Source organism: Micromonospora sp. NPDC047738, assembly GCF_040642675.1.
In the GTDB taxonomy this organism is placed as follows: domain Bacteria; phylum Actinomycetota; class Actinomycetes; order Mycobacteriales; family Micromonosporaceae; genus Micromonospora.
The window spans coordinates 228,093-250,810 of sequence record NZ_JBEYSO010000008.1; the positions used below are offsets into that span (position 1 = coordinate 228,093).

The following is a 22,718-nucleotide window of genomic DNA, read 5'->3' on the forward strand; positions in this document are numbered from 1 at the left end:
GATCAGCCCTTCATCTGGGTGACCGGCGGCGCCGTCTCGTCACCGGTGAGGGTCTTCTGCGCGGTCGCCGTGTACGCGGTGCCGCTGCCCGACAGCTTGGCCTGGTACATCGGCTGGAGCAGCGCGTGGTCCTCGGGCCGGATGGTCATCTGGCCCTTGACACTGTCGAACTGCCAGCCCTCCAGCGCCTTGATCATCTTGTCGACGTCGTCGCCACCCTCCTGCGCGGCGCGGACCACCATCTGGGCGGCGGCGAAGCCGTCCGGGTGGAACAGGTCGAGGGTGCCGCCCGGGATCTTGGCCTTGGCCGCCTTGGCCGCCTCGGTGTCGCTGGCCCCGTCGAAGTAGTGCGACAGGAAGGAGATCTTGCTGCCAGCCGCGCCGAAGGTCGGCCAGGAGGCGCGGATGTCCAGGCCGGTGACGACCGTGGTGGCGGCGAGTACGCCCTGCTGGTCGAGCGTCTGCCACATGGCGGGAGCGGTCGTGCCGGCCCACGCGACGAAGAGCAGGTCCGGCTTGGCGGCCTTGATCTGGCTGGCGAACGGGGTGAACTCGGTGGCGCTCGCCGGGGCCCGGACGCTGCTCACGGTCGCGCCGGCACCGCCGATCACCGCCTTGACGGCGGCCTCGTTCGCGTCACCGAAGGCACCGTCCTGGGCGAACACGACCACCTTCTTGCCGGTGGCGTCGCCGATGAAGGACTTGGCGGTCACCACGTCCTGGTAGGACTGCCGGCCCGACCGGAACGTGTACTTGTTCGCCCCGGTCACCGCGTCGGTGGCGGCCGGACCGGAGATGAAGAGCACCTTGTTCTGCGCGGCGATCGGGGCGACCTGGAGTGCCACGCCGGAGGAGGTGGAGCCGGCAATGATCTTCGCGCCCTTGCCGATCAGGTCCTTGGCCGCGGAGACCGCCTTCGCGGGGTCACCCGCGTCGTCGACCTCGGTGAGTTCGATCTTCCGGTCGCCGACCTTGCCGGTGCCCTTGGTGGCGAAGTCGAGGCCGGCCTTGAAACCCTCGATGTACTGCTTCCCGTAGCTGGCGAGCGGCCCGGACTGGGAATACACCAGCCCGACCTTGACCGGGGCGGTTTCGCCGCCGCCGGAGGCGGTGTCCTGCGGGCTGCCACACGCCGTGACGGCCACCGCGGCCGCCATCATCGTGGCGGCGGAAAGGAACACCCGTCGCGTGTGCCGGATCGTCATTGCGACTCCAGGTGAGGACAGGGGGGAACGTCAGTTGTCGGCTCACGCTAGAAGTGACGTCACCCACGAGCTATGTGGTCGAAACACACAAGTGATCGGGGTGGGATGGCCCCGCGTAACAACCCCCGACATCCTCGCGTAACCTCGTCGACTCCGGATGGCCGCCGCCGCCATCGAGGCGCCGGCCGGTGTGTCGCACCCCGCCATCGCGGAGCCGGGTCTGGCCGAGGCTTACGGCGTCCACATGAACACCGCCTCGCGGGCCCTCTCGCTGCTGCACGATCGGGAACTGATCATCGGCCACCCCGGTCGTGGCACCTATGTCGCCGAGCGCCCCGGGCAGTAGGGTCCGCACTCCCTACAGACTTGATGTCGTAAACGATTCAGGCACGCTGGGCCGCGCCTGAATCGTTCGCGCCATCAGCTAAAGGAACCGATGAGCGCAACCTCCGCCCGGTTCGCCGATCCATTCACGTCATCAAGTTCGTAGCGTCGAACGGGAGCACTCTCGCCCGGCCGCCCGGCGCCCGGCCAGGCCGCCCACGACTGCGCCGCGCCCAGAGGAAACAGCCGGAGAAACAGCACGTGGGGTGCCCGGAAACCGCCGGGCACCCCACATCGCGGGAGCGCCGCGCCGGGGCCCCGAGGCCCCCGGCGCGGACACCGTCTACCGGCCGGCGCGGGCCGCCACGGCGGTGTCCGGCTGGTCGGCGAAGGCGCCGTCCAGGCCGAGGCCGAAGAACAGCTCGTACTCGGACGTGATGTCACCGCGGGCATTCGGGTCGGTGCCGATCCGGTAGTCGACCGGGAGGAACTGGTTCTCCGCGCGGAACGTCCAGGCGTGCACCAGCAGCTTCACCTGGTGCGCGTCCCGGATCACCGTGGTCGGGGCGAGCAGCTTGCCGGCCGCGTCCCGGGGCACGATCAGGTTCTTGTGCAGGCCGACGCCGTCGGCATACCGGGCCACCCAGGCCAGGCCGGAAGCCGAGGCCAGGTCGGCGTAGCTGCGCGGGTCGCCGGCGGCGGTGAAGTCGTACGGGCGGCCGGCCGCGTCCATCAACTGCACCAGCCGTACGTCGATCATGCGGTCCAGCTTGCGCAGGTTGGCCGTCTCGAAGCTCTGGATGAAGACCGGGTCGTTGCGGTGGGTCAGCTTGTTGGCTTCGAGCACCGCGACCAGCGGCTCCTCCAGCGGGAGCCCGATCGAGGTGAAGTAGCTGGGGTGCTTGGTCTCCGGGTAGACGCCGATGGTCCGGCCCCGCGCCTTCGACTCGGCCCGGGCCAGGTCGATGACCTCCTGGAAGGTCGGCACCTCGAACTTCCCGTCGAACGCGGTGTTGGCCACCCGCACCTGGGGCAGCCGCTCCTTGGCCCGCAGCGTCTTCAACTCGGCCATGGTGAAGTCCTCGGTGAACCAACCGGTGACCTGCGCCCCGTCGATGGTCTTCGTCGCCTTGCGGGCGGCGAACTCGGGGTGGGCGGCCACGTCGGTCGTACCGGAGATCTCGTTCTCGTGCCGGGCGACCAGCACGCCGTCCTTCGTCGAGACGAGATCAGGCTCGATGTAGTCGGCGCCCATCCGGACGGCCAGCCGGTAGGCCTCCAGGGTGTGCTCGGGCCGGTAGCCGCTCGCGCCGCGGTGGGCGATCACGATGGGGCGGTGGGCCCCTCGGGGCTGGTCGGCGGCGGCCTCGGGCCGGGCCTGGGCGGCCACGGCCGGCACCGCCACGGCCGCCGCGAGCAGCGTGCCGGCCACGCCGAGGGCGGAAAGGGTACGTCGCAACACCGTCTCCTGTCGTCGATGGGTACGCACAGCAGACCGGTCGCGGTTGGCCGGCAGTTGGTCGTTTCCTGACCTGCCGGTGAATGTCCGGACGGAAGATGACCTGGTGCGCCGTCTGCTCCGTAACCCCGTGCGGCTGGTGCCGTTCGGGTTCCTGGCGGCCATCCTGCTCGGCACCGGCCTGCTGATGCTGCCCTGGGCCACCAGCCACCACCGGTACACCCCGTTCCTCACGGCGCTGTTCACCGCCACCTCGGCGGTGTCGGTCACCGGCATGGCCGTCAACGACACCCCGAACTACTGGAACGGCTTCGGCCTAGCGATGATCACCGTGCTGACGCAGCTTGGCGGCCTGGGCATCCTGACCGTCGCGGCGCTGGTGATCCTGGTGGTCTCCCGCCAACTCGGCCTGCGCAACCGGCTGCTGGTGCAGGCCGAGACCGCCGAGTTCGGCGTCGGCGACGTCCGGCGGCTGCTGACCCGGATCGCGGCGACGGTCCTCGTCACCGAGGCGGTGATGACGGCGGTGATCACCGGCCGGCTCTGGCTGACCTACGGCTACCCCCCGTGGCGGGCCCTCTGGTACGCCACCTTCCACTCCATCCAGGCGTTCAACAACGCCGGCTTCAGCCTCTACTCCGACGGGCTGGTCGCCTTCTCCCGCGACCCCTGGGTGGCGCTGCCGCTGGGGCTGGGCGCGATCATCGGCGGGCTGGGCTTCCCGGCGATCTTCGAAGCGGTCCGGGAGCGACGGCGGCCGAAGGGCTGGGCGATCGCCACCAAGCTGACGATCTGGGGCACCCTGACGCTGATCGCGCTCGGCTTCGGCGCCCTGCTGTTCGCCGAGTGGCGCAATCCCGCCACCATCGGCACCTTCGATGCGCGGGGAAAGATCCTGTCCGCGTTCACCCAGATCGCGCTGAGCCGCACCGGCGGCTTCGACGTGATCCACATCGATCGGCTGAGCGAGGAGAGCTACCCGCTGCTGATCGTCCTGATGTTCATCGGCGGCGGCAGCGCCAGCACAGCCGGTGGGATCAAGGTGTCCACCTTCTTCCTGCTCGCCTTCGTCATCTGGGCCGAGCTGCGCGGCGAACCGGACGTGACGGTGGGAGGCCGACGGGTCGCCACCGCCAGCCAGCGGCAGGCGTTGACCGTGGCGCTGATCAGCGTGGCGCTGGTCGTCGCCGGCACGGTCGTGGTGATCGCGACGACCAAGCACGTCCGCTACTACACCGCGCTCTTCGACGTCACGTCCGCGTTCAGCACCACCGGCCTGACCACCGGGCTCGCCGCGCAGCTGAAGGAACCCGGGCAGTACCTGCTGACCGCGCTCATGTACATCGGTCGGATCGGCCCGCTCACCCTCGGGTCGGCGATCGCGTTGAACACCCGACGACGCCAGTACCGCTACCCGGAGGAGCAACCCATTGTCGGCTAGGAAGACGGACGACAGCGGCATCGCGGTGATCGGCCTCGGCCGGTTCGGCTCGCGGCTGGCCGGCTCGCTGGCCCACCTCGATCACGACGTGCTGGCCATCGACCGCGGCCCGGAGCGGGTCCAGCGCTGGTCGGCGCGGCTGGACCGGGTGGTGCAGGCGGACTCCACCGAGGAGAACGTGCTGCGCCAGATCGGCGTGGCGGACTTCCGGCGGGTGGTGGTCGCCATCGGCGCCTCGGTGGAGGCGAGCGTGCTGACCGTGCTGGCCCTGACCGAGCTGGGCATCCCGCAGATCTGGGCCCGGGCCACCTCGGAGAAGCACGCGAAGATCCTCAGCTCGGTGGGGGCGCATCACGTGATCTTTCCGGAGGCGGAGACCGGCGAGCGGGTCGCGCACCTGATCGTCAGCAAAATGCTCGACTTCGTCGAGTTCGGCGATGACTTCGCGATCGCCAAGGTACGCGTACCGCGGACGATGGTCGGGCGGCCGTTGCGGGAGCTGACCCCGGCGGACCGGTACGGGGTGATGGTGGTCGGCGCGAAACTGCCCGGCGAGCCGTTCCGCTACGCCGGCCCGGACACGGTGCTGCAACCGGACAGCGTGCTCGTCGTGGAGGGCAGCATCAGCCAGGTGCAGCGCTTCGCCGCGCTCGGCTGAGCATCACTTCTGCTTGGCCTTGACCTTGCCCCGGTCCTGGTCCTTGCCGCCGTGGTCCCCCTTTCCCTCGGTCAGTCGCCTTTTCCCTTGCCGTCCCCCTTGCCCTTGCCATGTTTCTCGGGGTTGGCCCGGCTGCCGCTACTCTTCGCCGTGCTCGCTTTCGGGGGCGGTTTCGGGGCCGTCGTGCGGGCCGGGGCGGTGGTCGGCACTGAGCCGGCCACCCCGGAGACCTGCACGCCGCAGGTGCTGTCGCCGACCTTGAACTCCACCGGCAGCAGGTTGCCGCCCGTGTAGCGACCGGTCAGCGAGATCTTCCGGGACGCGCCCGGCGCCAGCGCCGGGTCGCTGGCCGGTGCCTGGAGCTGCACGGTCCGCCCCTGCTGGTGGACCGCCGGCTGGGCGCTCGTCACGGTCTGCCGGCCCGGGAAGGTGAAGCTCATCGTCCAGCCGCGCAGCTCCCGGTTACCGGTGTTGGTCAGGGTCAGCTCCGCGGTGAAGTCCTTTCCGGAGTCCCGCCGCAGCGTGTAGTCGACCGCGCAGGGGATCGACTGCGGCAGTTCCATCCGGGCCTGGGCCGGCTCGACGCCGCCGCTGGCCGAGCTCTTCGAGGTCATCCCCCACAGGGTGGCGGTGACCGCGACCAGGCCGGCGGCGGCCACCCCGGCCTCCACCCTGCGCCTGCGCGCGGCGGCCCGGGTACGGGTGCGGACGGCGGAGAAGGGCAGCGCGTCGGTCTCCGCCGACCAGGGCAGGATGGTGGTCCCGGCGTTCTCCACCAGCGTCGGATCGACCTGGCCGACCGCCGGCGAGACCGGCACGATCGCCGCGATGCCGGCCGCCTCGGCGAGCGTACGGGCCACCTCGGCGGTCGCCGGCCGATCCGCGCAGCGCTTGGCGAGGCACTGCCGGACCAGCTGCGCCACCTCGTCGGGCAGTCCCAGCACCGGCGGCATCGGCTCCGGATCGTGGTACATGTGCGCCCGGAGCATCTGGGTGGTGGTGCTGGCCTGCCAGGGCAGCCGGCCGGTGAGCATCCGGTACAGCAGCAGACCGACCGCGTACACGTCGGTGGCCGGGGAGACCTGGCCGTTGTTCAGCCGCTCCGGAGCCAGGTACGCGGGCGTGCCGAGCAGGGCGCCGTCCGGGCCCTGCTCGCTCTCCCCGGCCAGCGCCGAGATGCCGAAGTCGACGACCTTCACCCCGGTCGAGGTGAGCATGACGTTGCCGGGGGTCACGTCCCGGTGGACCACGCCCCGGGCGTGCGCGGTGGCCAGCGCCGACGCCACCTCCGCGCCGATGGTCACCGCCTCCCGCCAGGGCAGCTGCCCGCCGCGGCCGAGCCGGGCGCTGAGCGGGCCGCCGTCGACCAGTTCCATCACCACGTACGGCACGGTCAGCCCGGCCTGATCCGACTCGCCGTAGTCGTACACGTTGGTGATGTTGGGGTGGCAGAGCCGGGCGGCGGCCTGCGCCTCGATCCGGATCCGGTGCCGGAACGCCTTGTCGCTGGCGAGCCGGGAGGCGAGCACCTTGACCGCGACCTGCCGACCGAGCACCTCGTCGTAGCCGCGCCAGACCACCGACATGCCTCCCGCACCGAGCTGCTCGACCAGCCGGTACCGCTCACCCAGCAGCTGCGCGCCGCCCCTCACCGCTGCACCCATGGTCGGTCCTGTTGCCCGGAGCGGACCGCCGTACACCTGAAGGGTCGGAATCGGTCAGGAAAGTCACCCGTTCAGGCGGTCGCCAAGAGCTGGTCCACCGGGGCGTAGTCGTCGGTCAGCACCAGCGCGTCGCCGACGTACCCGGTCAGCTCGTCCCCAGACAGCAGGCTGGCCGGCTCGGGCAGCATGCCCAGCCGGGACAGGGCGCCGGCCAGCGGCAGCGGCGCGTCCGAGGCGACGATGAGGAAGTTCGCACCGGACCGCCCCTCGATGCCCCAGGGCGGAGCGATCAGCGCGACGTGCCGGAACTCGGCCCGGACGGTGGCCAGCTCGGCCCGGATGAACCGGCCCGGCGGCACGTCGATGACGTTCTGCACGTAGATCCCGCCGGGCCGGAGCACCCGGCGGACCTCCGCGGCCATCTCCCGGGTGGCCAGGTGCCAGGGCACGACCAGGTGCCCGAAGGCATCGCCGACGATGAAGTCGCGGCTGTCGGTGCGCTCGGCGCCGAGCAGCACCCGGGCGTCCCCGACCCGGGCCTGCAACTGCGGTCCGGTGCGCACGCCCAACTCCCGCCGGTCCAGGTCGACCAGCCCGCCGTCGATCTCGAAGACCAGGTTGTCGGTGCCCGGCCGGGTCGCGGCGAGGTAACGCGGCATGGTGAAGCCGCCGCCGCCGAGGTGCAGGGCGTCGAGCCGCTGCCCGGCCGGCGCGGCCAGGTCGGCGACCAGGCCGATCCACTGGGTGTACGCGTATTTCAGGTGGGTCGGGTCGGCCAGGTCCACGTACGAGTGCTCGGCCGAGTTGAGGTAGAGGACGCGCCCCTGCGTCCACTGCGAGTCGGTCTCCACCTTCGCGCAGTGGTACGCCGTCTCCACGTCGCACGGGTTCGGGGCGACCGCGGAGAGGCCCGCCGCGGCCAGGCCGAGCACCGCCAGGGTGGCCTTGACCCGGGTCGGGGCGGGCAGCCCGGTCCCGGCCCGCCGGCGCAGGTACGCCCCGAGCGCCAGCCCGGTCACCCCCAGCACCGCCGCCAGCCCGAGCACGATCACCGTGCTGGACAGCGCCGCCACCAGCACGAAGCCGGTGACCAGGGTGGCGGTGATCCCGCCCAGCGTGCCGATGCCGGAGAGCCGGCCGACCACCTGCCCGGTCCGTCGCAGGTCGGCGAGCTGGAGCTTGACCACCAGCGGGGTCACCCCGGCCAGCAGCGCGGCCGGCACCAGCACCGCCAGCGCGGTCAGCAGGAGGACCCCGCTCGCCGCGCCGCCGCGCAGCGCCTCGCCGGCGTACCGGACGACGGGGAGGGTGACCGCGGTGGCGATGCCCGCCAGCACCAGCGCCGGGGCGAGCAGGGTGCGCGGGTCCCGCCGGTCGGCCAGCCACCCGCCCATCCACGCCCCGTACGCGATGGCGCCCAGCGCCATGCCGATGACCGAGCTGGTCACCTGGAGAGTCACCCCGACGTACGGGCCGACCAGGCGCAGCGAGACGGTCTCCAGGACCAGCACGGCCCCGCTGGAGAGGAAGACGAGAAACGCGGCGAGCCCGTTCGGCAGGGCCCGGGGCGGGGCCGGCGCGCTCGGGGCCGGCTCCGCCTCGACGTCGGACGATGTGCTGCTCACCGTGGCGATGCTACGCAGCGTTCCAGGCAACCAGGGTCAGTACATCGAGACATGAACATGGTTTGTATGGTCGGCGGCCGGACTGCCCCCGCCGCTGTACGACCGCCAGCCGGTGTTCGGCATCCAGATCTGCCGGTACCAGATCACGTACATGACGCCGAGCTTGCTCGCGTTGTTCTTGAGGTAGCTGGCGAGGCTGTCCCCGTACGCCTTGTCGCCGCCGGTGGCCGAGACGTTCTCGAAGCCGCCGCTGGCGGCGGAGAAGTCGCACGCCCGCCCCTTCGGGTGCTCACCCCCGCCACCGCTGCGGTGGCAGGAGACGTACCGCTTGTAGCCGGCCGCCTTGGCCTGCTGGAGCATGTGCAACGTGCGTGGGGTGATGCAGCCGTCGGCCGGCGTCGGGTCGTTCACCGAGCAGGACTCCGGCGGCCACGAGCCGTCGGGGTTGCGCGGGGCGGGCTTGGCCGACCCGGAGCCGCCGCTGAACCCGCGGCTGCTGCCGGAGCTGACCTTGGCCAGCGCGATCTCGGCGTCCCGCTTCTTCTTCGCCAGAATCGCCAACTGCTTCTGCTGCTCGCGGACCTCGGCGTCGAGGGCCAGCTTGGCCCGGGTGGCCTCGGCCTGCGCCTCGTGCAGGTCCCGCAGCCGTCGGCTGTCCCGCTGGGCCATCACGTCCAGCTCGGCGGCGCGCTGCAGGAACGAGTCCGGATCGGTGCTGGCCAGCAGCGCCGACACCGGGGTCAGCCGGCCCACCCGGTACGAATGCGCGGCCACCTCACCCACCTGCGCCTTCAACTCGACCAGGCGTAGCTCGATCTGCTTGAGCTGCCCATTCAGCGCGACCTGCCGGCGCTTGGAGTTGTCGAGGCGGGCCTGGGCCTCGATGTGACCCTTCGCCGCCGCCTCCAGGGCCGCCCGGAGCTGCTTGCTGCCGCCCTCGTCGGGCGCGCTCGGGCTGGGCGCGGCGGCGGCGGGCCCAGCCGGGGCGAGGCCGGCGCCGAGCAGCAGGGCCGCCGCGGCGAGCAGGGCGAGCAACGGCCGGCCGGCGCGCCGCCGGATGAGCCTGGTCCTGGGCACGAGAGCGTCCTTCCGTCGACCGCCGACCCCCGGTTGACCGCTGCGCGGCGGCGGCTCCGCCGGCCACGGACGGCGGCCTGCTGGCGGAGGCCGCCGGTCACGATACCGGACCACGCGCGCCACGCCAGGCCCCCGACCTCGGACGACACGGATCGTCGACGCATGGTGCCGACCCTGTCGCGGACCGCGACAGAACGGGGCTCAGCCACCCAGCAGCGCCGCCCGGACCTCGTCCCAGATCTCCTCGCTGGCCGCGACCAGCAGGCCCCGGCCGCCGTCCGCCGGGTGGTAGTCGGTCCCGTCGAAGCGGCGGGCCACCCCGCCGGCCCCGCGTACCAGCAGGGTGCCGGGCGCGTGGTCCCAGGGCAGGGTGCGCCAGAAGAGGACGAACTGCTGCGCGCCGGTGAGCATGTCGAGGTATTCGCGCCCGGCGCAGTGCTGCCCGGGCAGCAGCTCACCCAACCGCTCGCCGCCCGCCTCCACGGTCCGCCGGGCCTTTGGCGGCAGGAACCGGGTCATCGCGGTGCCCCGCAGGGCACCGACCTCCGGTGCCGACCGGCTGATCCGGACCGGCGTGCCGTCCAGCCGGGTGCCCGCGCCGGCCCGGCCGGCCGCCATGGTCCCGGCCAGCGGGTCGTACACCCAGGACGCCGCCGGCAGGCCGTCGGTCAGCAGCGCCACCATCAGGGCGAACGGGCGTCGGCCGGCGGCGAAGTTGGCAGTGCCGTCGATCGGGTCGACCACCCAGACGTCGCCGGCACCGCGCAGGTGCCGCAGCAGGTCCGGGTCCTCGGCGACCGCCTCCTCGCCGACCACCACCGAGCCGGGGCGCAGCCGCCGCAGCCCGGCGGAGATCAGCTCCTCCGCCTGGCGGTCGGCGACGGTGACCACCTCGCCCGGCGCCTTCTCGGAGATGTCGGCGTCGTCGAGCCGGCGGAACATCGGCACCACGACCTCGGCTGCGGCCTTCCGCAGCAGGTCGCCGACGTCCTCCAGCAGCGGCTCAGCCACGCGGCGGCAGCTTGACCACGGTGACGAAGAACTCGTCGATCTGGCGGACCACCGAGATGAAGCGCTCGAAGTCCACCGGCTTGGTCACGTAGGCGTTGGCGTGCAGCTGGTAGCTGCGCAGGATGTCCTCGTCGGCCTGAGAGGTGGTGAGCACCACGACCGGGATCCGGCAGAGCTGCTCGTCCTTCTTGATCTCCGCCAGCACCTCCCGGCCGTCCCGGCGGGGCAGGTTGAGGTCGAGCAGGATCAGGTCGGGGGTCACCGCGTCCGCGTACCGGCCCTCGCGGCGCAGGTAGGCGAGCGCCTCGGCGCCGTCCGAGACCACGGTGAGGCGGTTGCGGAGCTTGTGCTCCTCGAACGCCTCCTGGGTCATCAGCACGTCACCCGGGTCGTCCTCGACCAGCAGGACCTCGATCGGGCTCCTGCCGTCTGCCGGCGCCGTCATCCCACCGTCTCCTTCATGCCACCCGTTGTACCGTCCCGGACCGCGCCCTGGGTCGTCTCCCCCGGTCCCGCGTCCGGCTGCCGGCCGACGGGCGCCTCCGCACCGTCCCCGGTTGCCGCCGGGTCCCCGGTCGACTCCTCACCGGCCGCCGGCTCGTCCCCGTCCGTCGCCGGCGCCGCCTCGACGTCGGCCGGCGGCGCGGGCAGGGTGAACCGGATCGCGGTGCCCTCCTCGGTGCCGGTGTCCACCCAGACCCGGCCGCCGTGGTACTCCACGATCTTCTTGACGATGGCCAGGCCGATGCCGGTGCCCGGGTACGCGTCCTTGGAGTGCAGCCGCTGGAAGATGACGAAGATCTTGTCGGCGAACTCCGGCTCGATCCCGATGCCGTTGTCCTGGCAGCTGATCTCCCACTCGTCGCCGACCAGCCGGGCCGACACGTGCACCTTCGGCGGCGCGTCCGGGCGGCGGAACTTGATCGAGTTGCTGACCAGGTTGGCCAGCAGGTTGGTCAGCAACGGCTCCTCGCCGCGGATCACCGGCAGCTCGTCCCAGGTCAGCTCGGCGTCGGCGAACTGGCGGGCGGCCTCGGTCTGGGCGGCCACGTCGCCCATCACCTTGTTCAGGTCGACCTCGGTGAAGCCGGTGGTGAGGCGGCCGATCCGGGAGAACGCGAGCAGGTCGTTGATCAGCCGCTGCATCCGCTGCGCGCCGTCGACGGCGAACGCGATGTACTGGTCGGCGCGCTCGTCGAGCTGGCCCGCGTAGCGCCGCTGAAGGAGCTGGCAGAAGCTGGCCACCTTGCGCAGCGGCTCCTGCAGGTCGTGCGAGGCGACGTACGCGAACTGCTCCAGGTCGCGGTTGGACCGGGTCAGCTCCTCGGCCTGCTTCTGGAGCTGGCTGTTGACCCACTCGATGCGCTCGCGGGCCTGGCGTACCTCGTCCAGCTCCTGGGCGATCTTCTGCCGCATGCCGTCGACGTCCTCGGCGAGACGGCGGAACTCCGGCGGCCCGGACCCCTCGATGTGGTGCCGGTAGTCGCCGGCGGCGACCTCGCGTACCTGGCCCGCCAGGGCGGCCAGTGGCCGGATCAGGATCCGGTCGAGCGAGAGCAGCAGCAGTGCACCGGCCACCGCCACCACCAGGGCCGCGGCGATCAGCAGCACGACCAGCACGTTGCTGGTGCTGCTGACCCGCTCGGCGGTCTGCTGCCGGACCAGGCCGATCTCGTCCTGGAGCTGGTCGACCGCGGCCCGGACGCCGTCGAACTGCTGCCGGCTCTGGTCGGTGACCAGCGCCTGCCCCGCCGCCGGGCCACTGCGCTCGATCGTGCTGATCACCGGCTCGGCGACGTCCGCCCGCCACCGCGCCGCCCGCTGCTCGACCACCGCCAGCTCGCGCCGCACGTCCGGGTAGTCGGTGGCCAACCGCTGCATCGAGGCGACGGTGTCGCGTTCCCGCTTCCGGCCCGAGTCGTACGGGGTGAGGTCCTTGCGGTCGCCGTTCACCGCGTATCCGCGGACAGCTGCCTCCTGGTCGAGCAGGGCGCTCATCAGCTCCTGGCTCTGCAACTGGAGCGGAGCGGTCTTGACCAGGACGGCGTCGATGTTCTGCCGGTTCTTCTCGGCGACCAGCGCCTCCGCCGCGGCCAGTCCGAGCAGCAGCAGCAGGACCACGCCGAGCAGCGCGACCACCCGGCGCCGCAGGGTCCAGCCCTCCCGGTACGCCGTCACCGGCCATCGCCCCGGGTGACCAGCAGCATGGCGACGTCGTCGGCGAGCGGACCGCCGTTGAGCTGCTCGGCCCGGCCGACCAGCCACCCGGGCAACTCGGGCAGGGACACCGCCTGGTTGGCGGGGTCGGCGAGCAGGTCGGTGAGGCCGGGCACGTCGAGCCGATCGTCGCCAGCGCCCACCCGACCCTCGATGAGGCCGTCGGTGTACATCAGCAGGGACCAGTCATCGGTGTCGAACTCCAGGTCGAAGGCCACGGGCGGGCGCGGTCGTACCCCGAGCAGCAGGCCGCCCCGGGCCGGCACGGGGGCGACCTTGCCCCCGCTGAGCAGCAGCGGCGGCGGATGCCCGGCGAGCCGCACAGTGGCCCGGTCGGCCGCCAGGTCGAGCCGGGTGGTCGCCACCGTGGCGAAGATCTCCTGGAGCCGGCGCTCGCTCATCAACACCTGCTCCAGGGCGGGCAGCACCTCGTCGTCCGGCACCCCGGCCAGCACGAGGGCCCGCCAGGCCACCCGGAGCTCGACGCCGAGGGCGGCCTCGTCCACGCCGTGGCCGCAGACGTCGCCGACGATCAGGTCGATCCGGTCCGGCCGGGTCTGCACCACGTCGTAGAAGTCGCCGCCGATCAGCGCGGCGTGCCGGCCAGGACGGTAGAAGGTGTGCACCGACACCTGGTCGGTGGTCATCAGCGGCTGCGGCAGCAGACCCCGCTCCAGGCGGGCGGACTCGGCCTGGCGCAGCTCCACCTCGCGGAGCCGACGGGCGTTCTCGTCGGCCCGCTTGCGTTCCACCGCGTAGCGCAGGGCGCGGGCCAGCAGGACCCCGTCCACCTGGCCCTTGACCAGATAGTCCTGGGCGCCCTCGGCGACCGCCACGATACCCAGGTGCTCGTCGGAACGGCCGGTGAGCACGCAGACCGCCGCCCCGCTGGCCATCTCCACCACCCGGCGCAGCCCGTCCAGGCCCTGCGCGTCGGGAAGGCCGAGGTCGAGCAGCACGCAGTCCACCCCGGTCATCCGCTGCCGGGCCTCGCTGAGGCTGGCGGCGACCAGCAGGTCGATGTTGGCGTTGGTCTCGGCGAGCAGCTCGCCGACCAGGAACGCGTCGCCCTCGTCGTCCTCGACCAGCAACACCCGCAGCCGCTCACCGGGCGGCACGTTGGCGTGATGCCCGAAACCACCCTGCGGAACGGCCCCGGGCGCGACGGAGGCCCCGGGCAGGCCGGGCCCCCGGTGCGGCCGGGTCACCGCCGCGAGACGCGGGAGTTCGCTGGTGATGTCGGACTCCTTCCGAGTGCCCTGCTGATCCTGTCTCAGACCACGGTCGCACACAACACGACTGGAGCGCCCACCGGCGGCAGCCCAGGTGGGGAGTGTCGCCACGGTCCGCCGGGGGGCAGGATGATCCCACCCCGACCACCCCGAGGAGTTCCCGTGGGCGTACCCCCCACCCGGGCGGCCGACCGGGCGCTGGCCCGGCCGCGCCGCCGGCTGCTCGCCGCCGCCGCGGCGCTCGCGGCACTGCTGGCCGTCGGCGCGGGCGTCCTCGTCGACCTGGCCACCCCGGCGCCCCGCCCCGCCACCGCCCCGGCGGACCAGTTCAGCGCCGACCGGGCATACGAGCACGTCAAGGTCGTCGCGGCCCGGCCGCACGTGGCCGGGAGCCCGGCCAACGACCAGGTCCGCGAGCACCTGGTGGGGGTGCTGCGCGGCCTCGGCCTGGAGACCACGGTGCAGGACACCGTCGCCCCGGAGGCCGGGCAGCTCAGCGGGGCCGCCGGCGGGGCGACCGTGGCCCGGGTGCGCAACGTGGTGGCCCGGCTGCCCGGCACCGCCTCCACCGGGCGGGTGTTCCTGGTGGCGCACTACGACTCGGTGCAGTCCGGCCCGGGCGGCAACGACGACGCCGCCGGCACCGCCAGCATCCTGGAGGTGGCCCGGGCGCTGACCGCCGGCCCGCGCCCGCGCAACGACATCGTGTTCGTGCTCGCCGACGCGGAGGAGGCGTGCCTCTGCGGCGCCTCGGCGTTCGCCGGCAGCCACCCGCTGGCCGCCGACGGCGGTGTGGTGCTCAACCTGGAGGCGCGCGGCTCCACCGGTCCGGTGATCATGTTCGAGACGTCCCGGGACAACGCGAAGTTGGTGGACGTCTTCGGCCGGGCCGCCCCGCACCCGGTGGGCACCTCGTTCGCCGTGGAGATCTACCGGGCGCTGCCGAACGACACCGACTTCACCGCCTTCCTCGACCACAACTTCGTCGGGCTGAACTCGGCGTACATCGACGGCGGCGCGATCTACCACACGCCGCTGGACGTCCCGGCGGTGCTGGACCGGGGCAGCCTCCAGATGCACGGCGACAACGCGCTCGGGCTGGCCCGCGAGTTCGGCCGGACCGACCTGACCACGCTGCACGCCGACCACGACGCGACCTACTTCCCGGTCCCGGGCGGCCTGGTTCGCTATCCCGGCTGGCTCACCCTGCCACTGGCGCTGCTCGCCCTGGTCGCGGTCGGCCTGCTCGGCTGGCTGCTGCGCCGGCGCGGCCGGGCCACCACCGGCCGGCTCGCCGCCGGCGTCGGGCTGGCCCTCGTGCCCGTCGTCGTGGCCCCGCTGGGCGCGTGGCTGCTCTGGGCCGCGATCACCAAGATCCGCCCCGGTTACGTTGAACTGCTCGACCCGTACCGGCCGGTCTGGTACCGGCTCGCCGTGGTGGCGCTCGCCGCAGCGGTCCTGTTCACCTGGTACGCGCTGACCCGCCGGTGGGTCGGCCCGGCCGCCCTCGCGTTCGGCGGGCTGGCCTGGCTGGCCCTGTTCGGGGTGCTGCTCGCCGTGCTGGTTCCGGGTGGCGCGTACCTCGCCACCCTGCCCGCGCTGGCCGGCGCGCTCGCCGGGCTGGCGGCGCTGGCCACCCGGCTGGACGGTCCCGGGCCGGTGGTCGCGGTGACCCTGGCCGGCGCGGTCGCCGTGGTGATCCTGCTCCCCACCGTGGTGCTGCTCTTCCCGGCGCTCGGCATGGCGATGGGCGGGGTGGCGGCGCTGTTCGCGGTGCTGCTCGGCCTGGCCGCGCTGCCGGTGGTCGACCTGCTGCACCCGCAGGCCGGCGGCCAGCGCGGCCTGCTGGCGCTGCGGGCCCGCCGGCTCGCCCCGCTGCCGGCGGCCGCCGCCGGGCTCGCCGCCGTGGTGCTCGCCGGGGTCGGCCTGGCCGTGGACCGCTTCGACGCCGCCCACCCCGTGCCCACCCACCTGATGTACGCCCTGGACGCCGGTACCGGCGAGGCCCGGTGGCTCAGCCGCGAGGACGAGCCGCAGCCCTGGACCGCCGGGTACCTCGACGGGACGGCTTCCGCGGCCGACGACTTCCCCGCGCTGGGCGACGCCAGGCTGCGCAGCGGCCCGGCGCGGGCGGCCGACCTGCCCGCCCCGAAGTTGCAGGTGCTCTCCGACACCACCGTCGGGGAGCGGCGCACCCTGCGGGTCCGGGTGACGCCGCAACGGCCGGTCCGCCTGCTCTCGCTGCACGTGGACTCGACGACCGTGGTGGAGTCGTCGACCGTCGACGGGGTAGCGCTGGACGTCGGCCGGTACACCAGGGATCACCCGTGGGGCTTCGGCATGGTGTTCCATGCGCCGCCACCGGAGGGCGTGGAGATCACCCTGGTGATGGCGCCCGGACACCGGCCGCTGCTACGGGTCATGGACGCCAGCGACGGCCTGGCCGGCGTACCCGGGTTCCGGCCCCGCCCACCCGATGTCGGCGTGGTCGGCTCGCACAGCTCCGAGATGCTGGCGGTGGCCCGCACGTATCCCCTGTGACGCGGACCGGGCGGCCGGGACCCGGAAAGCGGCCCGCCCGGGCTCCGGCCGTCCGCCGACGAACGGCAGGTACGGGCCGCCTCGGCTGGCCCCGATCCGATCAGGAATCAAGAAGCGCCAGGCTGTCGCCGCGCCTAGCCTTCCTTATGGCCGGCAGCGCGCCGAGCCTTGAGCGTCGAAAGGCAGCCCGGAAATGCCCGCGAAGAACACCCAGACCGAGTCCGCCGGCTTCAGCGCCGAGGAGCGCGCCGCGATGAAGGAGCGCGCCGCCGAGCTGCGCGCCGAGGGCAAGAAGGGCGCCAAGAAGGCCGACGATCTCCAGGCGGCCCTCGACAGCATCGCGAAGATGGCGCCGGAGGATCGTGAGCTCGCCGAGCGCGTGCACATGGCGGTGACCACCGCCGCCCCGGAGCTGTCGCCGAAGACCTGGTACGGGATGCCCGCCTACGCGAACGCGGACGGCAAGGTCGTCGTCGCCTTCAAGAACTCGGGCAAGTTCAACTCCCGCTACTCGACCCTGGAATTCCAGGACGCGGCCAACCTTGACGACGGGGACATGTGGCCGGTGTCGTACGCGCTCCAGCAGTGGAGCCCCGTGGTGGAGCAGAAGATCGTCGAGCTGATGAAGGCCGCGGTCTCCTGACCGTCACAGCCCGACCTGACGCCCGCCGGTCCCGAATCCGGACCCGCAGGGCGTGGCAACTAGCGCCGGACGGAGACACCTGACAATGTGAACCGATGCTGCATCAGGTGGCCGACGGCGTCTGGGTCCGGCAGAGCGAGTGGGTCTGGAGCAACGCCATCGTGGTGCGCGGCGAGGATGGGTTGATCCTGGTCGATCCCGGCATCGACGGTTCGGATCTGAACCAACTCGCCGATGACGTGGACCGGCTCGGCATTCCGGTGGTCGCCGGGTTCTCCACCCATCCCCACTGGGACCATCTGCTCTGGCATCCCCGGTTCGGTGACGTGCCGCGCTACGCCACCCCCGCCGGCGCCCAGGCTGCCAGTGCAGCCCGAGAGCGGGCGCAGAAGATGGCGGCGGAGAGCGCATCGGGCATCCCGCTCGAGGTGATCGGGCTCCTCACCCCGCTGCCCGCGGACGGGGGACCCGTGCCGGGCGAGATCGTCGAGCATCAGGCGCACGCCACCGGCCACGCCGCGATCCTCCTCGCGGACCGTGGCGTCCTGATCGCCGGCGACATGCTCTCCGACGTCCTGATCCCGCTCCTCGACCCTCGCCGCCCCGATCAGGTGGGCGCCTACGAGACGGCACTCGACCGGCTGGGTGAGGCTGCCAGCCACATCGAAGTCCTGATCCCCGGCCACGGGGCCGTTGCCGAGGGTCCCGCGGTCGCGGCCCGCATCGCCGCCGATCGTGCCTACATCGACGCGCTGCGGCGAGGAAAGGAACCGGTCGACGCGCGTCTGGGTCAAGACTGGCTCTCCGGCCCCCACCAGTCGAACCTGGAGCAGGCCCGCCGCTCATCCGGATGAACTTCGGCGTCATCGCGCTCCTGGTCGCCACCCGGGGAGCCTCCGAATCGGCGGCCACGACGGCACCGAGCGCAGGTCGTCACTATTTCCAGCGGAAGTGCACGAAGAGGCGGCCGAAGTTCTTCGAGTCCTTCTCGACCCGGTGGTAGAGCTGCTTGACGTCCTTCTGGTCGAGGAAGCGCAGCACCCGCTTCTTGAGCTGGCCGGAGCCCTTGCCGGGGATGATCTCCACCAGGGTGGCCTTCTTCGCCACCGCCTCGTCCATGATCCCGCGCAGCGCGCGGTCGATGTCGTGCCCCTTGTTGAAAATGTCGTGGAGATCGAGCTTGAGCTTCACCAGCCCATCGTAGGCACGCCGGGCCGCCGGGCCCGGCGACGGCAAGGGCAGCCCGCCGGGGCTGCCCTTCGCCGTCTCGTACTGGTGGCGGTCAGCGACCGCCGCTGACCCGGCTCTCCACCCGGCGCAGCGCCTCCGCGTAGTCGGCGTTGGTCGAGTGCATGGCCGCCGCGATGCGCAGGTGCCGCAGGGCGTCGGCGGGCCGGTTCAGCCGTTCCAGGGTCCGGCCCAGCACGTGGTGGGCGTAATGGTCGCTCGGGTCCCGGTCGACCAGCTCCCGGAGCTGCTCCTCGGCCCGGCTGAGCTGGGCCGACTGGAAGTACGCCCGGGCCAGCAACTGCCGCACCGAGGAGTTGCCGGGCTCCGCCTCGACGATCGGCTCGAGCAGCCGGGCCGCTCCGGTCGGGTCACCCGCTTCGAAGAACATGGTCGCCCGCCGGTACTCCGCCAGAAGATCCACTCGACCCACCTCCTCGTGTCGCACCGCCCTTTGTCCGACGCTGGCACAACATCAGCCGGACCGCGAGTGTTCCCCCGGTCGAAGTTGCGCCTCAGGCCGTCGGGTCGTACCGGTCGCCGACCAGCTCCCAGGCCCGGACACCACCGACGATCCCGGCCGTGTTCGGGACGACCACCACGTCGTCGCCCATCCGGGTGAGTTGTTCGGGCCGGATCAGCCGCGAGTTGCCCCCGCCGAGATAGAGCCGGTCCCAGCGGAAGACCGGCCGCAGCCCCTCCACCACCTGCCGGATCCGCCGCGACCAGAACGCGTCGCCCAGGCGCCGGCGTTCCGGCTCCCCGATGTACGTGTCGTAGGTGGTGTTCCAGCGCACCGGGGCGTGCGACAGCTCCAGGTGCGGGGCGAGCACCCCGCCGTCGAAGAGCGCGCTGCCCAGCCCGGTGCCGAGGGTCAGCACCAGCTCACAACCGGTCCCGGCGACCACGCCCGCCCCGTGCACCTCGGCGTCGTTGAGCACCAGCGCCGGGATGCCGAACGCCTCGGCCAGTGCGCTGCGTGCGTCGTATCCGGACCAGTCGGCCACCAGCGCCGGGTCGATCTTGCTGCGCGGCCCGGACCGGGTGACGTAGTGCGGGGTGGCCACCACCACGCCGTGCCGGATCATGCCGGGCATCCCGACCGTGAGCCGGTCCGCCGCCGGCAGGCTGCCGGCCAGGTCCAGCAGCGTCTTGACGAAGAGCGACGGCGGCAGCGGGTACGGCGTCGGCACCCGTACCGGGCGGGCCCGCATAGTCCCGGCGGCGTCCAGCACGGACGCCTTGATGCCGCCACCGCCACAGTCGATCGCCAGAGTGGTCACCACGGCAGTGAGTCTCCCTCAGCTCGGTCACGTTCCGAGCCCCGGTCATCCTGATCGGCTGCGGAGTGCCGCGCCGGTAGGCTCGATCTCCTCATGAGCGCCACGTTGATCGCCAAGGACCTCACCGCCGGGCACGGTGACCGCCTGCTCTTCGCCGACCTGGACCTGGTCGTCGCCCCCGGCGACGTGGTCGGGCTGGTCGGGGTGAACGGCGCCGGCAAGTCCACGCTGCTGCGTACCCTCGCCGGGCTCCAGCCACGCGAGCACGGCTCGGTGGCGTTGAACCCGCCCACCGCCACGGTCGGCTATCTGCCCCAGGAGCCGGAGCGCCGGCCGGGCGAGACGGTCCGGCACTTCCTGGCCCGGCGTACCGGGGTGGCGGCAGCGCAGGCCGCGCTGGACGCGGCCACCGAGGCGCTCACCGCCGGGGCCGAGGGCGCCGACAACGCGTACGCCGAGGCGCTGGAGCGCTGGCTCGACCTCGGCGGCGCGGACCTGGACGAACGGGCCGAGCAGGTGGCCGCCGAACTGGGCCTGGCGGTCGACCTGGACCATCCGATGACCGCCCTCTCCGGCGGCCAGGCGGCCCGGGCCGGGCTGGCCTCCCTGCTGCTCAGCCGGTACGACGTCTTCCTGCTCGACGAGCCCACCAACGACCTGGACCTGGCCGGGCTGGAGCGGCTGGAGCGGTTCGTCACCGGGCTGCGGGCCGGGACCGTGCTGGTCAGCCACGACCGGGAGTTCCTCACCCGAACCGTGACCCGGGTGGTGGAGCTGGACCTGCACCAGCGGCAGGTCCGGCACTACGGGGGCGGCTACGCGGCCTACCTGGAGGAGCGGGAGGTGGCCCGCCGGCACGCCCGGGATGAGTACGAGGAGTACGCCGAGACCCGAGCCGAGCTGGAGGCACGGGCCCGGATGCAACGGGCCTGGATGGAGAAGGGCGTGAAGAACGCCCGGCGCAAGGCCACCGACAACGACAAGATCGGCCGCAAGTTCCGCACCGAGTCCACCGAGAAGCAGGCGGCGAAGGCCAAGCAGACGGCGCGGCTGATCGAGCGGCTGGAGGTGGTCGAGGAGCCGCGCAAGGAGTGGGAGCTGCGGATGGAGATCGCCGCCGCGCCCCGCGCCGGTGCCGTGGTGGCCTCGCTCCGGGGTGCCGTCGTACGCCGGGGCGGCTTCGCGCTGGGTCCGGTGAACCTCCAGATCGACTGGGCCGACCGGGTGGCGATCACCGGGGCGAACGGCTCCGGCAAGAGCACCCTGCTCGCCGCGCTGCTGGGCCGGCTGCCGCTCGACGAGGGCCACGCCGCGCTCGGCCCGGGGGTGGTGGTGGGCGAGGTCGACCAGGCCCGGGGGCTGTTCCTCGGCGACCAGCCCCTGGTGGACGCCTTCGGCGCCGCCGCACCGGAGTTGAGCCCGGCGGACGTGCGGACCCTGCTGGCGAAGTTCGGCCTGCGCGCGGACCATGTGCTGCGGTCGGCGGCGACTCTCTCCCCCGGCGAGCGGACCCGGGCCGCGCTGGCCCTGCTCCAGGGGCGCGGGGTGAACCTGCTGGTGCTGGACGAGCCGACCAACCACCTCGACCTGGCGGCGATCGAGCAGCTCGAGTCGGCCCTGGCCACGTATCCGGGGACGCTGCTGCTGGTGACCCACGACCGGCGGATGCTGGACGCGGTGAGCGTCAACCGGCGGCTGCGGGTCGACGCCGGACGGATCGCCGAGGACTGATCCGTGCCGACCCGGTCGCGCCGGGTGACAATGACCCCATGCTCAAGTGGGAGTACGCGCTGCTGGTCCGCCGCCGCCAGGCGGCCACCAGCGACGTCGGGTGGGAGATCGTGTTCGTCTGGTACGGCCCGGACGGTTCGATGGTCGACGTCACCCCGTACGGTGACACCGCGCTGGCCCACCTCAACCGGGCCGGTGACCAGGGCTGGGAACTGGTCGCGATGAGCGAGGACCCCTCGCTGCCGGGCAACAACGAGTTGCACCGGTACCACCTCAAGCGGCCCAAGCCGGCCGTGGCGCCGCCCCGCCAGCGGATCCGGGGCGCCAACCGGGGCCGCCGCAGCCTCTCCGGCTGACCCGGCGCCCGGCTGACCCGGTGCCCGGCCGCCGCCGGCTCGCTCGGCGGTTGCCGGCCGGCGGTCGCCGCTGTTTGGGCTGCTCCCGCGAGTGTCGTCTGGCGGTCCGAGGCATACCGGGCGGCGATGCGGGTATCGCGCGCCCGGAGGTGGCGCATGGTCACGATGGCGCAGTCCCCACCCTCGGCCCAGCGGCTGCGGATGATCGACGGGTTCCTCGTCGAGGCGTGGGCCGATCTGACCCGCCACGATGAGCGGCTGCGCCCGCTCACCGTGGAGGTGCGCTTCGACCGGGGCGTCGCGCACCTGAGCGGAGAGGTGGCCGACCCGGCCGAGCTGCGTCTGGTCCGGGACATGGTGGGCCGCCTCGCCGGGGTGCTCGGCGTCTGGTGCCGGGTGGCCGTCGCCGGCCGGGCGCCGGTGGTGGTGGACCTGGGCTGCGGCGCGACCAAGCAGTGGCCGGGCAACCTGGGGCTGGACATCTACCCGGCGCCGGGGGTGGACGCGGTGGCCGACCTCGGCGGCTCGCTGCCACTCGCCGACGACTCGGTGGACGTGTTCTTCGCGGTGCACATCATGGAGCACCTGATCGACTTCCTGCCGCTGTTCGACGAGTGCCACCGGGCGCTGCGGCCGGGGGGCGTGCTGCACGTGATGAGCCCCTGGTGGCGGCACGTGAACGCGGTCGCCGACCCGACCCACGTACGACTGCTGGACGTGCAGACCTTCAAGGGCATCTGCGGTCAGCGCCCGCCCGGCACCCCGCGCTGGTACCCGCTGCACGTGGGCTGCGACGGCGCCTCCATCTTCGCCGACCTCACCCCCCTCGCCCCCGACGACCCACCCCCACCCCCGTACCACCTGGCCCGCTTCTTCGACTGACCCACCTGCTCCCACCCGCCTCACCTGCTCCCACCCGTCTCACGCGTTCATCATGAGGTTGACGGCGGGCGCAGTGATCAAGAACGCGCCAACTTCATGATCAACGCAGGAAGTGCGGGCGGCGGGACCGTCGGGGCAGGCG

General features: G+C 72.7%; 20 protein-coding genes and 1 pseudogene. 9 read left to right on the plus strand and 12 right to left on the minus strand.

The window, feature by feature from the left end; genetic code table 11:
* Positions 1 to 2: 2 nt before the first annotated feature.
* Positions 3 to 1,205, minus strand: coding sequence for a substrate-binding domain-containing protein (locus ABZ783_RS16085; RefSeq protein WP_357438347.1), 1,203 nt, complete (start codon positions 1,203 to 1,205; stop codon positions 3 to 5).
* Positions 1,206 to 1,362: 157 nt separating this feature from the next.
* On the opposite strand from ABZ783_RS16085, the gene ABZ783_RS16090 reads away from it, so the two are divergent.
* A complete protein-coding gene (locus ABZ783_RS16090; protein WP_357438349.1) occupies positions 1,363 to 1,551 on the plus strand; it encodes a GntR family transcriptional regulator in 189 nt (62 codons plus the stop codon).
* A gap of 321 nt (positions 1,552 to 1,872) precedes the next feature.
* Here ABZ783_RS16090 and ABZ783_RS16095 read toward each other — a convergent pair whose 3' ends face one another.
* Positions 1,873 to 2,988 carry a glycerophosphodiester phosphodiesterase gene (locus ABZ783_RS16095; RefSeq protein ID WP_357438352.1) on the minus strand — a complete coding sequence of 372 codons (1,116 nt, stop codon included), beginning with the start codon at positions 2,986 to 2,988 and terminating at the stop codon, positions 1,873 to 1,875.
* 106 nt (positions 2,989 to 3,094) lie between these two features.
* On the opposite strand from ABZ783_RS16095, the gene ABZ783_RS16100 reads away from it, so the two are divergent.
* Complete coding sequence (locus tag ABZ783_RS16100; RefSeq protein WP_357438354.1) at positions 3,095 to 4,429, plus strand: potassium transporter TrkG; 1,335 nt, start codon at positions 3,095 to 3,097, stop codon at positions 4,427 to 4,429.
* Positions 4,419 to 5,087 (plus strand): TrkA family potassium uptake protein, encoded by a 669-nt coding sequence (locus ABZ783_RS16105; protein WP_357438357.1) that lies wholly within the window; start codon positions 4,419 to 4,421, stop codon positions 5,085 to 5,087. Before ABZ783_RS16100 ends, ABZ783_RS16105 begins: the two co-directional genes overlap by 11 nt.
* A 71-nt stretch (positions 5,088 to 5,158) precedes the next feature.
* On the opposite strand, the gene ABZ783_RS16110 is transcribed toward ABZ783_RS16105, so the two are convergent.
* From ABZ783_RS16110 to ABZ783_RS16140, 7 genes are all read right to left on the minus strand, one after another.
* Positions 5,159 to 6,751 (minus strand): serine/threonine-protein kinase, encoded by a 1,593-nt coding sequence (locus tag ABZ783_RS16110; RefSeq protein WP_357438360.1) that lies wholly within the window; start codon positions 6,749 to 6,751, stop codon positions 5,159 to 5,161.
* Between the two features lie 71 nt (positions 6,752 to 6,822).
* On the minus strand, positions 6,823 to 8,376 hold the full coding sequence (locus ABZ783_RS16115) for a fused MFS/spermidine synthase (RefSeq protein WP_357438363.1): 1,554 nt from the start codon (positions 8,374 to 8,376) through the stop codon (positions 6,823 to 6,825).
* Positions 8,377 to 8,412: 36 nt separating this feature from the next.
* Positions 8,413 to 9,402, minus strand: coding sequence for a hypothetical protein (locus ABZ783_RS16120; protein WP_357438532.1), 990 nt, complete (start codon positions 9,400 to 9,402; stop codon positions 8,413 to 8,415).
* Positions 9,403 to 9,654: 252 nt separating this feature from the next.
* Entirely contained in the window at positions 9,655 to 10,464 is an 810-nt protein-coding gene (locus ABZ783_RS16125) for an inositol monophosphatase (RefSeq protein WP_357438365.1), read from the minus strand.
* Positions 10,457 to 10,909, minus strand: coding sequence for a response regulator (locus tag ABZ783_RS16130; protein ID WP_357438367.1), 453 nt, complete (start codon positions 10,907 to 10,909; stop codon positions 10,457 to 10,459). Before ABZ783_RS16130 ends, ABZ783_RS16125 begins: the two co-directional genes overlap by 8 nt.
* Positions 10,906 to 12,642, minus strand: coding sequence for an ATP-binding protein (locus tag ABZ783_RS16135; RefSeq protein ID WP_357438371.1), 1,737 nt, complete (start codon positions 12,640 to 12,642; stop codon positions 10,906 to 10,908). The genes ABZ783_RS16130 and ABZ783_RS16135 overlap by 4 nt, the downstream gene beginning before the upstream one ends.
* Entirely contained in the window at positions 12,639 to 13,799 is a 1,161-nt protein-coding gene (locus tag ABZ783_RS16140) for a fused response regulator/phosphatase (protein ID WP_357438374.1), read from the minus strand. The genes ABZ783_RS16135 and ABZ783_RS16140 overlap by 4 nt, the downstream gene beginning before the upstream one ends.
* 276 nt (positions 13,800 to 14,075) lie before the next feature.
* On the opposite strand from ABZ783_RS16140, the gene ABZ783_RS16145 reads away from it, so the two are divergent.
* From ABZ783_RS16145 to ABZ783_RS16155, 3 genes are all read left to right on the plus strand, one after another.
* Positions 14,076 to 16,454: a M28 family peptidase gene (locus tag ABZ783_RS16145; RefSeq protein ID WP_357438377.1), complete on the plus strand. Its 2,379-nt coding sequence runs from the start codon at positions 14,076 to 14,078 to the stop codon at positions 16,452 to 16,454.
* Positions 16,455 to 16,647: 193 nt separating this feature from the next.
* Entirely contained in the window at positions 16,648 to 17,097 is a 450-nt protein-coding gene (locus ABZ783_RS16150; RefSeq protein ID WP_357438380.1) for a hypothetical protein, read from the plus strand.
* A gap of 107 nt (positions 17,098 to 17,204) precedes the next feature.
* Positions 17,205 to 17,951, plus strand: a complete 747-nt coding sequence (locus ABZ783_RS16155; protein WP_357438382.1) for an MBL fold metallo-hydrolase — start codon at positions 17,205 to 17,207, stop codon at positions 17,949 to 17,951.
* 82 nt (positions 17,952 to 18,033) lie between these two features.
* Here ABZ783_RS16155 and ABZ783_RS16160 read toward each other — a convergent pair whose 3' ends face one another.
* The 3 genes from ABZ783_RS16160 to ABZ783_RS16170 form a co-directional block, all read right to left on the minus strand.
* Positions 18,034 to 18,288 carry a Smr/MutS family protein gene (locus tag ABZ783_RS16160; protein ID WP_013736060.1) on the minus strand — a complete coding sequence of 85 codons (255 nt, stop codon included), beginning with the start codon at positions 18,286 to 18,288 and terminating at the stop codon, positions 18,034 to 18,036.
* 91 nt (positions 18,289 to 18,379) lie between these two features.
* Entirely contained in the window at positions 18,380 to 18,748 is a 369-nt protein-coding gene (locus tag ABZ783_RS16165) for a tetratricopeptide repeat protein (RefSeq protein WP_357438385.1), read from the minus strand.
* A 91-nt stretch (positions 18,749 to 18,839) separates the two neighbouring features.
* On the minus strand, positions 18,840 to 19,610 hold the full coding sequence (locus ABZ783_RS16170) for an ROK family protein (protein WP_073834397.1): 771 nt from the start codon (positions 19,608 to 19,610) through the stop codon (positions 18,840 to 18,842).
* Positions 19,611 to 19,700: 90 nt separating this feature from the next.
* Between ABZ783_RS16170 and ABZ783_RS16175 the strand changes: the two genes are divergently transcribed.
* The 3 genes and pseudogenes from ABZ783_RS16175 (at position 19,701) to ABZ783_RS16185 (ending at position 22,576) form a co-directional block, all read left to right on the plus strand.
* Positions 19,701 to 21,338, plus strand: a complete 1,638-nt coding sequence (locus ABZ783_RS16175; protein WP_357438389.1) for an ABC-F family ATP-binding cassette domain-containing protein — start codon at positions 19,701 to 19,703, stop codon at positions 21,336 to 21,338.
* A gap of 38 nt (positions 21,339 to 21,376) precedes the next feature.
* Positions 21,377 to 21,622 (plus strand): annotated as a pseudogene (locus tag ABZ783_RS16180) (hypothetical protein); the annotation flags it as partial.
* Positions 21,623 to 21,850: 228 nt separating this feature from the next.
* Positions 21,851 to 22,576 (plus strand): methyltransferase domain-containing protein, encoded by a 726-nt coding sequence (locus ABZ783_RS16185; protein WP_357438391.1) that lies wholly within the window; start codon positions 21,851 to 21,853, stop codon positions 22,574 to 22,576.
* Positions 22,577 to 22,718: the final 142 nt, after the last annotated feature.

Bases quoted from the DNA above. Each gene is read 5' to 3' on its own strand.
- ABZ783_RS16175 (WP_357438389.1), top strand. From the start codon at position 19,701: ATGAGCGCCACGTTGATCGCCAAGGACCTCACCGCCGGGCACGGTGAC.
- ABZ783_RS16110 (WP_357438360.1), bottom strand. From the start codon at position 6,751: ATGGGTGCAGCGGTGAGGGGCGGCGCGCAGCTGCTGGGTGAGCGGTAC.
- ABZ783_RS16150 (WP_357438380.1), top strand. From the start codon at position 16,648: ATGCCCGCGAAGAACACCCAGACCGAGTCCGCCGGCTTCAGCGCCGAG.
- ABZ783_RS16130 (WP_357438367.1), bottom strand. From the start codon at position 10,909: ATGACGGCGCCGGCAGACGGCAGGAGCCCGATCGAGGTCCTGCTGGTC.
- ABZ783_RS16085 (WP_357438347.1), bottom strand. From the start codon at position 1,205: ATGACGATCCGGCACACGCGACGGGTGTTCCTTTCCGCCGCCACGATG.
- ABZ783_RS16185 (WP_357438391.1), top strand. From the start codon at position 21,851: ATGGTCACGATGGCGCAGTCCCCACCCTCGGCCCAGCGGCTGCGGATG.
- ABZ783_RS16090 (WP_357438349.1), top strand. From the start codon at position 1,363: ATGGCCGCCGCCGCCATCGAGGCGCCGGCCGGTGTGTCGCACCCCGCC.